Origin of the sequence: uncultured Sphingomonas sp., assembly GCF_964250165.1 — a bacterium.
In the GTDB taxonomy this organism is placed as follows: Bacteria; Pseudomonadota; Alphaproteobacteria; order Sphingomonadales; family Sphingomonadaceae; genus Sphingomonas.
Genome location: NZ_CAXUEK010000065.1, coordinates 945 through 15,469, shown reverse-complemented (window position 1 = coordinate 15,469; position 14,525 = coordinate 945). Strand labels below are relative to the sequence as shown.

Annotated in this window: 14 protein-coding genes and 2 pseudogenes; 8 read left to right on the top strand and 8 right to left on the bottom strand. The window is 70.0% G+C overall.

Annotated features, from left to right (window positions below):
* A pseudogene (locus ACFE64_RS12240) lies at positions 1-246 on the top strand (energy-dependent translational throttle protein EttA); the annotation flags it as partial.
* Positions 247-250: 4 nt separating this feature from the next.
* Here the strand turns inward: ACFE64_RS12240 and ACFE64_RS12235 are convergent.
* From ACFE64_RS12235 to ACFE64_RS12200, 8 genes and pseudogenes are all read right to left on the bottom strand, one after another.
* Positions 251-622 (bottom strand): VOC family protein, encoded by a 372-nt coding sequence (locus ACFE64_RS12235; RefSeq protein WP_375392740.1) that lies wholly within the window; start codon positions 620-622, stop codon positions 251-253.
* Positions 619-1,179: a Uma2 family endonuclease gene (locus ACFE64_RS12230; RefSeq protein WP_375392739.1), complete on the bottom strand. Its 561-nt coding sequence runs from the start codon at positions 1,177-1,179 to the stop codon at positions 619-621. The genes ACFE64_RS12235 and ACFE64_RS12230 overlap by 4 nt, the downstream gene beginning before the upstream one ends.
* Before the next feature lie 49 nt (positions 1,180-1,228).
* Positions 1,229-2,395 carry a pyridoxal phosphate-dependent aminotransferase gene (locus ACFE64_RS12225; RefSeq protein WP_375392738.1) on the bottom strand — a complete coding sequence of 389 codons (1,167 nt, stop codon included), beginning with the start codon at positions 2,393-2,395 and terminating at the stop codon, positions 1,229-1,231.
* A complete protein-coding gene (locus tag ACFE64_RS12220; RefSeq protein WP_375392741.1) occupies positions 2,395-3,183 on the bottom strand; it encodes a sulfite exporter TauE/SafE family protein in 789 nt (262 codons plus the stop codon). Before ACFE64_RS12220 ends, ACFE64_RS12225 begins: the two co-directional genes overlap by 1 nt.
* Positions 3,184-3,548: 365 nt before the next feature.
* A complete protein-coding gene (locus ACFE64_RS12215; RefSeq protein WP_375392737.1) occupies positions 3,549-4,301 on the bottom strand; it encodes an NYN domain-containing protein in 753 nt (250 codons plus the stop codon).
* Positions 4,302-4,332: 31 nt separating this feature from the next.
* A complete protein-coding gene (locus ACFE64_RS12210) occupies positions 4,333-4,566 on the bottom strand; it encodes a hypothetical protein (RefSeq protein ID WP_375392736.1) in 234 nt (77 codons plus the stop codon).
* A gap of 62 nt (positions 4,567-4,628) precedes the next feature.
* Positions 4,629-5,102: pseudogene (locus ACFE64_RS12205) on the bottom strand (GreA/GreB family elongation factor); the annotation flags it as partial.
* A gap of 68 nt (positions 5,103-5,170) precedes the next feature.
* Positions 5,171-7,156, bottom strand: a complete 1,986-nt coding sequence (locus ACFE64_RS12200; RefSeq protein ID WP_375392735.1) for a lytic transglycosylase domain-containing protein — start codon at positions 7,154-7,156, stop codon at positions 5,171-5,173.
* 76 nt (positions 7,157-7,232) lie between these two features.
* On the opposite strand from ACFE64_RS12200, the gene dapA reads away from it, so the two are divergent.
* The 7 genes from dapA (at position 7,233) to ACFE64_RS12165 (ending at position 14,262) form a co-directional block, all read left to right on the top strand.
* On the top strand, positions 7,233-8,114 hold the full coding sequence (gene dapA / locus ACFE64_RS12195; RefSeq protein WP_375392734.1) for a 4-hydroxy-tetrahydrodipicolinate synthase: 882 nt from the start codon (positions 7,233-7,235) through the stop codon (positions 8,112-8,114).
* Positions 8,115-8,147: 33 nt separating this feature from the next.
* Positions 8,148-8,471, top strand: a complete 324-nt coding sequence (locus ACFE64_RS12190) for a hypothetical protein (RefSeq protein ID WP_375392733.1) — start codon at positions 8,148-8,150, stop codon at positions 8,469-8,471.
* A gap of 38 nt (positions 8,472-8,509) precedes the next feature.
* On the top strand, positions 8,510-8,992 hold the full coding sequence (gene smpB / locus ACFE64_RS12185; protein ID WP_375392732.1) for an SsrA-binding protein SmpB: 483 nt from the start codon (positions 8,510-8,512) through the stop codon (positions 8,990-8,992).
* Positions 8,979-9,539 carry a DUF2062 domain-containing protein gene (locus ACFE64_RS12180; RefSeq protein WP_375392731.1) on the top strand — a complete coding sequence of 187 codons (561 nt, stop codon included), beginning with the start codon at positions 8,979-8,981 and terminating at the stop codon, positions 9,537-9,539. Before smpB ends, ACFE64_RS12180 begins: the two co-directional genes overlap by 14 nt.
* Before the next feature lie 66 nt (positions 9,540-9,605).
* Positions 9,606-11,669, top strand: a complete 2,064-nt coding sequence (locus ACFE64_RS12175; protein ID WP_375392730.1) for a M13 family metallopeptidase — start codon at positions 9,606-9,608, stop codon at positions 11,667-11,669.
* Between the two features lie 121 nt (positions 11,670-11,790).
* Positions 11,791-13,836 carry a M13 family metallopeptidase gene (locus tag ACFE64_RS12170; RefSeq protein WP_375392729.1) on the top strand — a complete coding sequence of 682 codons (2,046 nt, stop codon included), beginning with the start codon at positions 11,791-11,793 and terminating at the stop codon, positions 13,834-13,836.
* A gap of 72 nt (positions 13,837-13,908) precedes the next feature.
* Positions 13,909-14,262, top strand: coding sequence for an endonuclease domain-containing protein (locus tag ACFE64_RS12165; protein ID WP_375392728.1), 354 nt, complete (start codon positions 13,909-13,911; stop codon positions 14,260-14,262).
* The last annotated feature ends 263 nt before the right edge of the window (positions 14,263-14,525 follow it).

Genomic DNA, 14,525 nt, shown 5'->3' with positions numbered 1-14,525 from the left:
CTCGACGTCGAGACGCTGCGCGCGCTGGAGGAGGCGCTGGAGAGCTTCGCCGGCTGCGCGGTGGTGATCAGCCACGACCGCTTCTTCCTCGACCGCCTGGCGACGCACATCCTGGCGTTCGAGGGCGACAGCCATGTCGAATGGTTCGAAGGGAACTTCGAGGCCTATGAGGAGGACAAGCGCCGCCGCCTGGGCGACGCGGCGGACCGGCCGACGCGGCTGGCATACAAGCGGCTGACGCGGTGAGGCGCTATCCGGGGCGGCGGCAGACCGCCTCGATGTTGTTGCCGTCGGGATCGAGAACGAAGGCGCCGTAGTAGCTCGGCCCATAATGGGGCCGCAGGCCCGGAGCTCCGTTGTCCTTCCCGCTCGCTGCAAGTGCGGCGGCGTGGAATGCGTCCACCTTCGAGCGCCGGTGGGCACTCAGCGCGATGTGGAGTTTACCGCGCGTGGCGTCCTCCTCGACGATCCAGAACCACGGGCGCGTGTCGCCATAGCCGGCGATTTCTGCTCGTTCCCGGAACGTGGCCAGTCGGGTGATGCCGAGGGGCGCCAAAGCGCAATCATAGAATACGGTTGCCCGGGAGATATCCGCCACGCCGAAGGTGACGTGATCGATCACAGATCGTCGGTGTCGATGGCGAGCCCGTCCAAAGTCGCTGCCGTCATCGGTTCACCGAACGCCACCGCGCGATCGCCGGTGTAACCTTCGCCGGCCGGCGCCCACATCTGGTGGATCACCCGCCCGTTTACGTCGGCAACCCAGTATTCGGGCACGCCCGCGCGAGCATAGATCGAGACCTTGTCACCCAGATCGCGTTGCAGCGTGGACGACGAGACCTCTACGACCAGCGCCACCGACGCGACCGGAATCGCCCCTTTTCCCCTGGGCTCGCGCGTCAGCACGATGTCCGGAAGCGGCACGTCGTGGTCGGAAAGCTCGATGCTCGCACCCAGGGCGTAGAGGTCGCTACCAAGCTTTTCCAGCGCACGGCGGATCCGATAACCGAGCTCACCCACGACCCAGGCGTGAGGGCGATGTTCGGCGCTCATGATGATGATATCCCCGTCCAGCAACTCCGTGCGATCCGTTCCGAATACCCCGGTCTCATCGAGGCGCAGGAAGTCCGCGACGGTCAGCCGATATTTGCCGGGTGCGGGTCGATGCTGGACAGTCACTTTGTGAGGCTATCACAAGGCATGTACAGCTAACAATGCAGGTGCGGTGCTACACCCACACCTTGTCCAGCGCCGTGCAGAAGGCCTTCATCTCCGCCATCGATCCCACCGTCACGCGCGACACCGTCGGCCAGACCGGCCAGGAGCGGCCGATCTCGACGCTCTGCGTGCGGAAGGCGGCCTGCATCTCCTTGGGGCTGCGCGTCTTCCAGTCGATCATGAACATGTTGGCGTCCGTCGGTTTCACGGCGAAGCCGCGCGCCTTCAGATGGTCCAGCGCCACCCCGCGGGCCGCCTGCATCTCGGCCCGGCGCGCGGCGATCAGCGGTGCGGCGGGCAGACTGGCGGTCGCGCAGGCGAGGCTGGGCAGCGGCAGCGCGCCCGATTGCATGCCGCCGTCGTAGCGCATCATCTTCGCGATCAGCGCCGGGTCCGCCATGATGTAGCCCATCCGCATCCCCGCCATGCCGAACAGCTTGGAGAAGGTGCGCATGACGATCACGTCGTCGCGCGCCGCGGCCAGCGACGACGCGACGGGCACGCCCGCGAAATGGGTGTACGCCTCGTCGATCAGCACCACCGCGCCCGCGGGCTTGTTGGCGAGGAGCCACGCGATGTCGGCGAGCGGCGTGATCGTGCCGGTCGGGTTGTTGGGCGTGCAGATGTAGAACAGCCCGGCGTTCGGCGCGGCCGCGACCATCGCCTTCACGTCGTGGCGGTAGTCGGGGGTGAGGGCCACGCGCCTGACCGGCGCCTGCAGCCATTCAGCGGTCCGGCCGGCGAGCTCGAACGTCGGATCGGCGGTGACCAGCGCGCGGTCGGGCGAACAGAAGGTGACGACCGCGCGCGACAGCGGGTCGCTCGAGCCGGGGAAGGGCGCGACATGGTCGCCGGGCACGCCTTCGACCGACGCCACCGCCTTGATGAAGTCGCCGCGCTCGTCATGTGGCGAATAGCGGTTGCCGTTGGCGACGATGCCGACCGCGGCGCGGTGGCCGGGCGCGAGCGGGCCCGTCCAGCATTCATTGGCGCCGAGCCGCACCTTGGCGGCCGGCGCGGCGTCGGGCGTGCCGGCCGACGCCCAGGCCGGGCGGCCCCAGTTCGCCGCCGCCACGCCGACGCCGAACACGGCGGCGATGCGGGCCAGGTCGCGGCGCTGGAAGCCGCGGGTGAGCAGGTCGTCGGTCGCTTCCTCGTTCAGCATGTCGCTCTCCATCAATAGCCGGCCGCCTTGCGGATCATCGTGAAGCCGATGAACACCAGATAGACTCCGAACACCCGCTTCAGCAGCCTGGCGTCCAGGCTGTGGGCCGCCGCGACGCCATAGGGCGCGGTCAGCATCGACGTCGACGCGATCGCCGCCGTCGCGGGCAGGTTGACATAGCCGAGCGATCCCCAGGGCAGCCCCGGCTCGCGGAAGCCGATGATCGCGAAGCCGATCGCGCTCGGCACCGCGATCAGCGTGCCGACGCCGGACGCGGTGGCGATGGCGCGGTGGATCGTGCGCCCGCACAGCGTCATCACCATGATCGCGATCGTGCCGCCGCCGATGCCGAGCAGCGACGAGAAGGCGCCGAGCCCGCCCGCGATGCTGACGCGCGCGACGCCGCCGGGCATCGCGTCGGACAGCACGCGGTCGCCCACGCGCGGCACGAGGAAATGGAGCGCCATCAGCGTCACGCCGATGCCGAAGATGAGCAGCAGCACGTGCCCGTCGACGCGATCCGCCAGCGCCACGCCGACGCCGCAGCCGAGCACCAGCCACGGCGCCCAGCTCCGCAGCACCTCGAACTCGACCGCGCCGCGCCGCGCATGGGCGCGCAGCGACCGCAGCGAGGTGAGGATGATGGTCGCCGCCGACGTGCCGATCGCGACATGCGCATATTGCGCCTTGTCGCCGCCCAGCAGCGGCAGCACGACGAGCAGCGCCGGCACCACCACGAAGCCGCCGCCGATCCCGAACAATCCCGCCGCGAAGCCCGCGGCCAGCCCCGCCGCCAGCATCGCGGCAAACGGCGTCAGGATCGAATGGGCGGCATCGTGCACCGGGACGCGGGCTCCCCCTCGCTGCTCTCCTGGGATTTTCGCGACGATGGCTCGCCGACTCTGTCGGAGTGCGCAGCGTGCGTCGGGTCAAACGCAAGCGCAAGCTTTCAATAGCACAGCTACAATGCGATTTAGCCGATCTGACTTGCCTCGCCTCAAGAGGCCGGGCGCAGTCGCGATGAAGGGCGAGCGTCGTTCCATCGGCCGGGGCAGCCCGATGCTGTGCGCTGGTCTCGGCATCCCGCAAAGTGACTCTACGGGGTTCCCTGCCGCCGGGGAGGCGGCGGGAGAAACAGCCGCTACCGGACAACAGGCGCGGCCGCTTACCGCATCCGTTTCACATAGGCCCGCCCGCCCTCGCGCGTTTCGGTCTTGAAGATCGGCACCGCCTCGATCAGGTCCGATAGGCGCTTGTAGCCATAGTTGCGCGCGTCGAAGCTCGAACGGTTGGCGGCGAGCTGGCCCATCGCGGACAGGCTGACGAACCCGCGCTCGTCGCGCTTGGTGGCGTCATAGGCGTCGATCAGCAGCTTGAGCAGCTCCTCGTCCACCTTGCCCTTGGCGGGGGCAGGGCGGTCGCGAGCGCTCCCGATCGGCGGCGGCAGCGCCTGCTCCACGGGCACGCCATCCGGATTCGCCATCAGCGCGTCGACGTCGATGAATCGCGTGCAGGCCTGGCGGAAGCCCTCGGGCGTGTTGGCCCGGCCGAAGCCGTAGACCGGCAGCCCATCCTGCCGGATGCGCATCGCCAGCGGCATGAAGTCCGAATCCGACGACATGATGCCGAAACCCTCGACGCGCCCGCGGGACAGCAGGTCCATGGCGTCGATCGTCATCTTCATGTCGGTGGCGTTCTTGCCCTTGGTCAGGTCGAACTGCTGCTGGGGCTCGATGCCGTGGCGGATCGTCATGTCCTGCCAGCTTTTCAGCCCCGGCTTCGACCAGTTGCCATAGGCGCGGCGCACGTTCACCGATCCCAGCTCGGCGAGCACCGTCAGCACCGGATCGAGCGCGTTGGGGCTGGCGTTGTCCGCGTCGATCAGGAGCGCGATGTTGCGGGTGATGGCGTCGTCCATGTCGCCACCCTTCCGCGCGCGGGCGTCCGCGTCAACGGCGGTCGGACCGATAGCTCTGGCCGGAGTCGATGTCGTCCTGCTTGGTGGCACGGGTGTCGCCCTCGGGATCGGCCACGGCGCGCTTCAGGTCGGCCTTGCTGCCGACCTCCTGCTGGAGGCGACCGCCCGACGAGCCGGCGACGGCGTCCGCGTCGGGGTCCATGCCTTCGATCAGGTCGGTGTCGTCGTGCGCGCGGGCGCTGTCGGTGCGGGGGTTCTCGGCCATGACGGTTCTCCTTCGGCCCGGTGAACGGGCGAGGGGAGGGCGGCGTTCCCCTCGGCGGCGGGCGGGTAGCTGATCGCGATCACCTCATAGTCGCGCTCGCCGGCGGGCAGCGTCACGCGCCGCAGGTCGCCGACCGCGGCGCCGCGGAGCGCGCGGGCGATCGGCGCGCTCCAGCCGACCAGGCCTTGCCCCGCGTCCGTCTCGTCGTCGCCGACCAGCGTCAGCGTGCGCGCATGGTCGTCCGCATCCGCGACGGTGACGGTCGCGCCGAACCAGGCGCGGGCGCGGTCCGCCTGCTGCGCGGGGTCGACCACCTTGGCCGCCTTCATCCGTTTCGCCAGCCAGCCCAGCCGCCGGTCGATCTCGCGCAGCCGCTTGCGCCCGTAGATATAGTCGCCGTTCTCAGAGCGGTCGCCGTTGCCGGCCGCCCAGCTGATCGTCTCGACCAGCGCCGGACGCTCGATGGCAAGGAGTTGGTCGTACTCGGCGCGTAGCGCGGCGAAGCCCGTCGGCGTGATGTAGTTCGGACGATCCATGCGCCCGCTTTGATCCCCGCGGAGGCGGGGGTCCAGCCCGGGCTCCCGCCTTCGCGGGAGCACAGCGGTCATCCCGGCCGCCGCCCCAGATACCAGCTCAGGTTCGCCGGTCCGCGGCTCAGCGCACGTTCGGGGCGGAGCAGGTCATAGACCACCGCGTTCTCCAGCACGCGTTGGACGTAGTTGCGGGTCTCCCCGATCGGGATCGCCTCGACCCAGTCGACCATGTCGATCGTGCCGGTCCGCGGATCGCCGTTCGCCGCCAGCCAGCGGTTCACGTTGCCCGGCCCGGCGTTATAGGCCGCGACCGCCAGCGGGTAGCTGCCATAGAGGCCGAAGATGTGCCGGAAATAGGTGGAGCCGAGCATGATCGACAGGTTGGGATCGGTGGTCAGCGCCGCGGGCTGGAAGGTCAGGCCGATCTTGCCACCCTGCTCGCGCGCCGTCGCGGGCATCAGCTGCATCAGCCCGCGCGCGCCGGCATGGCTGACGGCGGCGCGATTGAACTGGCTCTCCTGCCGGGCGATGGCGTGAATGATCGTCCAGTCGCCCTCATAGCCGGCGGGCACCGGCACGGTCGGGAAGCCGGCGGCGGAATAGTCCGACAGGCCGTTCAGCAGCGCGCTGCGTCCCACCATCACGCCGAGGTCCGGCCGCTGCAGCTGGCGCGCGAGCTCGGCGGCGAGCAGGTGGTCGGTATCGCTCTTCGCATCCATCGCGATCTGGCGGACGAAGGCGGTCTGGTCGTCATACGCACCGATGTTGCCGAGCATCTGCGCGGCGCGCACCGTGTCGCGGCTGTTGAAGGCGAGGCGCGTCATCGCGTCCACCGCGACCGGCGCGAGCGGCGGCGGCGCGGCGAGGGGACGGCCGAGATGCTCCAGCGCGAGCTGGCCGTAATATTGGTCGCGATAGCCTGCCGCCGCCTGCCAGAAACCCGCCGCCTGGGGAGAGCCCGCCGCGTCCGCCGCGCGCGCTGCCCAGTACAGGCCCTTGGAGCGCACCGACGGCGTCGCCGAGCCGTGCCCGTAGCGGTCGAACAGCGTGGCGGCGTCCGCCGGGCGTCCCAGATGACGATAGGCCGCCTGCGCCGCGAGCCAGGCGAGATCGGTATAGGCGTCGCGCTCCCCGTAAGGCCGTGTCGTGACGTCGGTGCCGGGGTCATAGGCCCCGTCCGCCTGGCGGGCGATGTCATAGGCCTGCTGCCAATTGCCGTCCGCCGCCGCGCCGCGCGCATGCGCGAGCAGCACGTCCATATAGCGGTCAGGGTCGCCCGGCGGCGCGGCGAGCGCGTGCGGGGCAGCGAGCCAGGCGCGCGCGGTCGGGGCGGCGTTCGCCTTGGCGAGCCACAGCGCCCGGTCGGCGACGTAACCAGCATCGGCGTCATAAGGCTGGGTGCCGGCCATCGCGATCCCGGCCGCCTCCGGCGCGTTGCCGCGCAGCGCGAGCCGCGCGGCGAACACGCCGCGCGCCGCCGAGGTGACGAGCGCGAGCTGGCGCGCCGCCGCCGCGGTCTGCCCGGCCCAGAGCAGCGTGTCCATGCGCGCGTCCTGGTCCGCCGCGGTCAGCCGGCCGGCGAAGCTCTGCGCGACCCAGCCCTCGTCGGCCGCCAGCAGCGCGCCGCGCCGCCAGGCCGCGCGCGCCTGTTCCGCCGCCTCGCCCGGCGCGCCGGTCGCGAGCAGCGCGCGGGCATAGGCGACGCGGCCGCCCTGGGTCAGCGGCGTGAACGCGCGGAAGAAGCCGACCACCGCGCCCGGGCTCGCCAGCGCGGCCTTGGCCTCCGCGGCGTGGCGCAGGTCCGCCTCGCCCGGCCAGCCGGGGTGCGCGAGCAGAAAAGTGGCATAGCTGTCGAACGGCAGCTGGCCGGTCGCGCTCACGGCCTTCCACTGCGCGTAGGCGGCGGCGATCGCGGCGTCGGCCGGGGCGGGCGAGCGCGGCGTCATGGTGGCCAGCTGCTGGCGGTAACGCTCCAGATCGTCCTGCATTCCGGACGCACCGACGCCCGCCAGCGCCGCCGCCCCCATCACGCCGATCCGCCATCCCGCACCCAGCATCTGGACAGGATAACGCGCCGGCCCGTATCTGTCGTGAACAAAGATGATTTCCGCCGCTGCAGGAGGCGATCCAGCGATGTTTTCCGGGTCGATCCCCGCACTCGTCACGCCGTTCGACGCCGCTGGCGAGCCGGACGAGGCGGCGTTCCGCGATCTGGTCGAATGGCAGATCGCCGAAGGCTCGTCGGCGCTGGTCGCGTGCGGCACCACCGGCGAGGCGGCGACGCTCGATCAGGACGAGCATTTCCGCGTCGTGCGCTGGGCGACGGAGCAGGCGCGCGGCCGGGTGCCGGTGATCGCCGGGGCCGGCTCCAACGACACCCGCGTGTCGGCGGCCAATCTGCGCGCGGCCGGGCAGGCGGGCGCGGACGCCGCGCTGATGGTGCCGCCCTATTACAACCGGCCCGGGCAGGAGGGCATCTTCCGCCACTTCGCGGCGCTCGCGGCGGACGCGCCGCTGCCGATCATCCTCTACAACGTGCCCGCGCGCACGGTGACCGACATCCTGCCCGCCACCGTCATCCGCATCGTGCAGGCGTTCCCGGGCGTGTTCGCGGGCATCAAGGACGCCACCGGCCAGCTCCAGCGCGTCTCCGAGCACCGCGCCGCGCTCGGCGCGGATTGGACGCAGCTGTCGGGCAATGACGACCTCGCGTTGGCGTTCAACAGCCTCGGCGGGACGGGCTGCATCTCCGTCACGGCCAACGTCGCGCCGCGGCTGTGCGCCGACCTGCAGGCGGCCTGCGCGTCAGGCGATTACACGCGCGCAAGGGCGCTGCACGACCGGCTGTTCGCGCTCCACACGGCGCTGTTCACCGACGCTTCCCCCGCGCCGGTGAAATACGCGCTGACCCGCGTCCGACCCGGCTTCCCGCCGACGCTGCGGCTGCCGATGACGGGCGCGTCGGCCGCCTCGTGCGAAGCGGTGGATGCAGGGTTGAGCCATGTCGGCCTCTGAACTCCTCTCCGGGACGGGGAGGATCGCGGCCGCGTGCTGATCCTCTTCCTTGCCCAGGCCGTCGCGGGGCCGGTGCTCCCCGCCACACCCCGGCCTCACGGCAATGCGCCTTGCCCCGTCGACGCCGATTCCGACGACGTGATCGTCTGCGCCCGCGATCCGGACGCCTATCGCCTGCACCCCGTCCCCGAGCGGTTCCGGCGCGGCGGTCTGCCCGAGGCCCAGATCCATCTCGGCTCCACGGCGCTGGCCGCTGAAGCCGAAGCCGCGGGCCTGCCCGGCGGCGTGCCCATCAACCGCATCATGCTCCGCCTCAAGATCCCGCTCGGCGCCAAACGCCGGCAGGCTGATCCATAGCGCTTCCGCTCCGGCCCTTCCCCGCCTACATCGCCGCCATGGCCCGTCCCAAGCCCGCCACGTTCGACAAGCAGAAGATCGTCGCCGAGAACCGGCGCGCCCGCTTCGAATATTCGATCGAGGAGACCTATGAGGCGGGCCTGGCGCTGACCGGCACCGAGGTGAAGTCGCTGCGGTTCGGCGAGGGCTCGATCGCCGAATCCTATGCCGACGTGCAGGACGGCGGGGTGTGGCTGATCAACGCCAACATCCCCGAGTTCAGCCATGGCAACCGCTTCAACCACGAGGCCAAGCGGCCCCGCAAACTCCTCCTGCACGTGCGCGAGATCAACAAGCTGCATGGCGCGGTGGCGCGCGAGGGCATGACGCTGGTGCCGCTCTGCGTCTATTTCAACGGCCACGGTCGTGCGAAGGTGGAACTGGCGCTCGCCAAGGGCAGGAAGGCGCACGACAAGCGCGAACACATCAAGGAGCGCGAGTGGAAGAAGGAAGCGGGGAGGCTGCTGCGTGAGCGGGGCTGAGGCCGCGACCCCCGGCGGCGGCGTGCTCGGCTGGATCAAGGGACACGTCCCGACGCGCGAGGCGATCGAGCGCAACCGGCTGCTCCGCCCGGTCGCGGGGCGCATCCTGCGACCGTCGCTCTGGCGCTTCAACCGCCGCTCGGTGCCGCGCGCGGCGGCGGTAGGCGCGGCCTGCACGGTGCTGTTTCCCTTCGCGCACATGCCGATCGCGGCGCTCGCCTGCGTGCCGGCGCGCGCCAACGTGCCGCTGGCGGTCGCGATCACGGTGCCCGGCACCTTCGTGTTCGGGCCGATCTGGTATCTGGCGCTGGTGATCGGGCGCGTCGTCCTGCGCGTCGACCGGCAGGTGCCCGGCCGGCCGATCGCCACCAACGTCCATGCGCATCAGGGCATGCTGCAATGGCTGGCGCATGGCGGCCCCGCGATGATGGTCGGGCTGCTGGTGCTGGCGCCGGTGCTGGCCGCACTCGCCTATGCGCTCGGCGCCGCGCTGTGGCGCCTGCGCACGGTCCGGAAATGGCGTAACCGGCGGGTGCATAAACCATAATTGACCGGGCGTTTTAGCCGGCTAGAACACGGGGCATCCTGATTCCTCCCCTTTGAAGGATCCCGCATGCGCACGCCGGTTCTCGCCGCCCTCCTGTTCGCGTCCGTCTCCAGCTTCGCCGTCGCCCAGACCGCGCCGCGCAAGGCGACGGCCGTCCCCGCCGCGGGCGCCGCGCCGGCCGTCGCGGGCAAGCCGCAATATGGCGAGTTCGGCATCGACCTCGCCGGCCGCGATCAGGCGGTGCAGCCCGGCGACGACTTCTTCCATTACGCCAGTGGCAGCTGGTACAAGACGGCCGACATCCCCGCCGACAAGGCGGCCTATGGCATGTTCAACGTGCTCGACGACCTGTCGCGCGAGCGCACCCGCGTCATCCTGGAGGCCGCGGCGGCCCGGCCGGGCGACAAGATCGGTGATTTCTACACCAGCTATCTGGACGAGGCGGCGATCAACGCCAAGGGGATCGCCCCCGTCAAGCCGTGGCTGGACCGCATCGCCGCCGCCAGGACCAAGGACGAGCTGGTCCAGACCATGGCCTATCTCGCGCGCCAGGGCGTACCGGGGCTGATCGGCGTCGGCGTCGGCGTCGACGACAAGAACCCCGACGCCTATGTCGTCGGCTTCAACCAGGGCGGCATCGGCCTGCCCGACCGCGACTATTACCTGAAGGACGATCCCAAGCTGGCGGCGATCCGCACCGCCTATCAGGGCTATCTGGCGCAGATGCTGACGCTGGCGGGGGAGGCGAATGCGCCGGCGCGCGCGGCGGCGGTGTTCGGGCTGGAGAAGGACATCGCCCAGATCCACTGGACCCGGATCGAGAGCCGCGACGCCGACAAGACCTACAATCAATGGACCGCGGCCGACTTCACCGCCAAGGCGCCGGGCTATCCCTGGGCGGCCTATCTGACCGCGCTGGGCATGCCCACCGAGCCGTTCTACCTCGTGTCGCAGCCGAGCGCGATGACCGGCGAGGCGGCGGTCTACGCCCGCACGCCGTTGCCCGTGCTGCAGGACATGCTGCGCCTGCGCGTGCTGCGCTCCTACGCCGCCTATCTGCCCAAGCCGATCGACGACGCCAACTTCGCCTTCTACGGCACCGTGCTGTCGGGCGTGCCGCAGCAGCAGGTGCGCTGGAAGCGCGCGGTGGGCGTCGTCTCCGGCGGCATGGGCGAGGCGATCGGCCAGCAATATGTCGCGCAGTATTTCCCGCCCGAGGCGAAGGCGGCGGCCGACCAGCTGGTCAAGAACATCATCGCCGCGATGAACGCCCGGCTCGACAAGCTGGCCTGGATGGCGCCCGAGACCAAGGTGAAGGCGCACGCCAAGCTCGCCGCGTTCCGGCCCAAGATCGGCTATCCCGACCATTGGCGCGACTATTCGGCGCTCCACATCGACCGCGCCGACCTGGTCGGCAACGTCGCGCGCGCCAACGCATTCGAGTTCGACCGCGAGCTGCACAAGCTCGGCACGCCGATGGACCGCAGCGAATGGGGAATGACCCCCATGACGATCAACGCCTATGCCAACCCGACCTGGAACGAGATCGTCTTTCCCGCCGCGATCCTGCAGCCGCCCTTCTTCGATCCGCACGCGGATCCGGCGGTCAACTATGGCGGCATCGGCGCGGTGATCGGCCACGAGATGAGCCATCATTTCGACGATCAGGGCCGCAAATACGATCCCACCGGCAAGCTCGCCGACTGGTGGACGCCCAAGGACGTCGAGCAGTTCAAGGCGTTCACCGACAAGCTGATCGCGCAGTATGACGCGTATGAGCCGATCCCGGGCCAGCACATCCAGGGTGCACTGACGCTGGGCGAGAACATCGCCGACCTGGCCGGGCTGACGGTGGCGCTCGATGCCTATCACCGTTCGCTGAACGGCAGGCCCGCCCCGGTGATCGACGGGCTGACCGGCGACCAGCGCTTCTATCTCGGTTGGGCCCAGGTGTGGCGCATCAAGGAGCGCGAGCCGGCGCTGCGCTCGCAGCTGCTGTCGGACCCGCACTCGCCCGGCCACGAGCGCGTGTCGACGGTGCGCAACCTCGATCCCTGGTATGCCGCCTACAAGGTGCAGCCGGGGCAGAAGCTGTATCTGACGCCGGAGCAGCGCGTGAAGATCTGGTGACGCGCAGCGCGGCAGCCGGCCGCGACCGGCTGACTCGCGCCAGCGCGGCCGGCGGGGAGCCCTGCTTCCCGTCGGACGACGCGGCTGTGCCGCGTCGCGTTCGAGCAACGGGAGAACACACATGAAGCGCATCGTCATCGCCACGCTGCTCGCCGCCACCGCCGCGGTCGGGCTTCCCGCGCAGGGCCCGACGCCCGGCAAGGCCGCGGTCGGCCCGGTCAAGCCGCGCACCGCCGCCGGTCCGCAGATCGGCACGTTCGGCCTCGACCAGGCCGGCATGGACACGTCGGTCCAGCCCGGCGACGACTTCTACAGCTATGCCGGGGGCACCTGGCTGAAGAACACCGCCATTCCTGCCGACAAGGGCAGCTACGGCGCGTTCGACACGCTGGCCGACCTGTCGCGCGAGCGCACCCGCGGCCTGCTGGAGGCGGCGAAGGGCAGCAAGATCGGCGACGCCTACGCCACCTATCTCGATACCGCCGCGATCGAGGCGAAGGGCCTCGCGCCGGCCAAGCCGTGGCTCGCCAAGGTCGAGGGGCTGAGCAGCAAGGCGGGCTATGCCGCGCTGGTCGCGGAGGCCGACCGCAACGGCATCGGCATCCCGTTCGGCGGCGGCGTCGGTCAGGACGCCAAGCTGCCCGAGACCTATATCGTCGGCATTCGCCAGTCGGGCCTGGGCCTGCCGGACCGCGACTATTACCTCTCCGCCGACCCCAAGCTCGCCGAGGCCAAGGCGGCTTACCAGGCGCATATCGCCAGGATGTTCACGCTGGCCGGCGAGGCGGACGCCGACGCGCGCGCCAAGGCGGTGCTCGATTTCGAGACGCGGATCGCACAGGTCAGCTGGAACCGGATCGACAGCCGCAATTCCGACAAGACCTACAACAAGATGACGGTCGCGCAGCTGCAGCAGGCCGCGCCGGGCTTCGACTTCGCCGCCTATCTGCGCGCCAACGGCACGCCGGTCGACACGGTGATCGTCGCCCAGCCGTCGGCGGTGACGGGGATCGCCAGGCTGATCGCCGACGCGCCGTTGCAGGTGCTGAAGGACCATCTGCTGATCCGCAGCCTGGACAGCTATGCCGACGTGCTGCCCGCGGCGTTCGACCGCGAGCAGTTCGCCTTCTACGGCACCACGCTGCGCGGCGTGCCGCAGCAGGAGGAGCGCTGGAAGCGCGCGGTGAGCTGGACGAGCGCGGCGGTGTCGGACGACGTCTCCAGGATCTATGTCGCCCGATATTTCCCGCCGGAGACCAAGGCGGCGATCGACGGCCTCGTCCACAACATCATCGCCGCGATGAACGCGCGGATCGACAGGCTGGAATGGATGGCGCCCGAGACGAAGGTGAAGGCGCACACCAAGCTCGCCGCGTTCACGCCCAAGCTCGGCTATCCGTCGCGGTGGCGGGATTATTCGGCGCTCCGGATCGTGCCCGGCGACGCCTTCGGCAACAACATCCGCGCCGTCCAGTGGCGGCACGACTACAATGTCGGCCACCTCGGCAAGCCGCTGCAGCGCTGGGAGTGGGGCATGACGCCGATGACGGTGAACGCCTACGCCAATTTCGGCATGGTCGAGATCGTCTTCCCCGCCGCGATCCTGCAGCCGCCCTTCTTCGATCCCAAGGCCGACCCGGCGATCAACTACGGCGGCATCGGCGCAGTGATCGGCCACGAAATGAGCCACCATTTCGACGACCAGGGCGCCAAGTACAACGACAAGGGCGAGCTGAAACAATGGTGGACGCACGCCGACGTCGCCAAGTTCACCGCGCTGGAGGCGAAGCTCACGGCGGAATACGACGCCTACGAGCCGCTGCCGGGCTTCCACGTGAAAGGCGCGCTGACGCTCGGCGAGAACTCGGCCGATCTCGCGGGCCTGTCGGCGGCGTATGACGCCTACCATGCCTCGCTCGGCGGCAGGCCCGCGCCGGTGATCGACGGGCTGACCGGCGATCAGCGCTTCTATCTCGGCTGGGCGCAGGTATGGCGCCGCAACTATCGCGAGCCGTCGCTGCGCCAGCAGCTCCTCACCGACCCGCACTCGCCGGCGCAGCAACGCGCCAACATCGTGCGCAACATGGACCCGTGGTATGCGGCATTCTCGCCGAAGCCGGGGGAGAAGCTGTTCCTGACGCCCGAGCAGCGGGTGAGGATCTGGTAAGCCGACGTCCGGTTTTCCCTCTCCCCTTCAGGGGGAGAGGGTGCCGAGCGAAGCGAAGGCGGGAGAGGGGCCGTGCGCGACCAGCGGTTACTCGCATTGGCCAGGCAGATGCGCAGCAACCCGACTCCTGCCGAGGCTCGCATGTTGTACAATCTTCGCGCTCATCGGTTCGAGCGCTGGAAATTCAGGCACCAAACGGCCCTGGGGCCGTACGTCGTCGATTTTTCCTGTCGGAGCGCGATGTTAGTCGTCGAGGTCGACGGCGATACGCACGGCATCACGATCGAGATGGATAGTCGCCGTACGGCGTTCCTCGAACGGCAAGGCTGGCGCGTGCTGCGCTTTGCCAATGCGGACGTGACGGGCAACGTCGAGGGTGTGCTGACGGTTTTGGCGGCTGCACTGCCCCTCTCCCGTCCTCGCTGACGCTCGGCCACCCTCTCCCCCGAAAGGGGAGAGGGATGGACGCTTGACCGACCACCCGCTTAGCTCAAAGCAGAAGCCATGGCCTCTGTCCCCGCCGCTCGGTCCCTCACCCCTCCTCGCGCCGCCGCGCTTGCAGCGGTCGCCGCGGGGCTCGCCGCCGCGCTCCTGATCCTGTGGCTCGTCAGGAGTCCGGTCATCGCCGCCGGCTTCCTGCTGATGGCTCACGACGAGGCGTCCGTGCGCAGCGGGATCCGGCCCTGCGT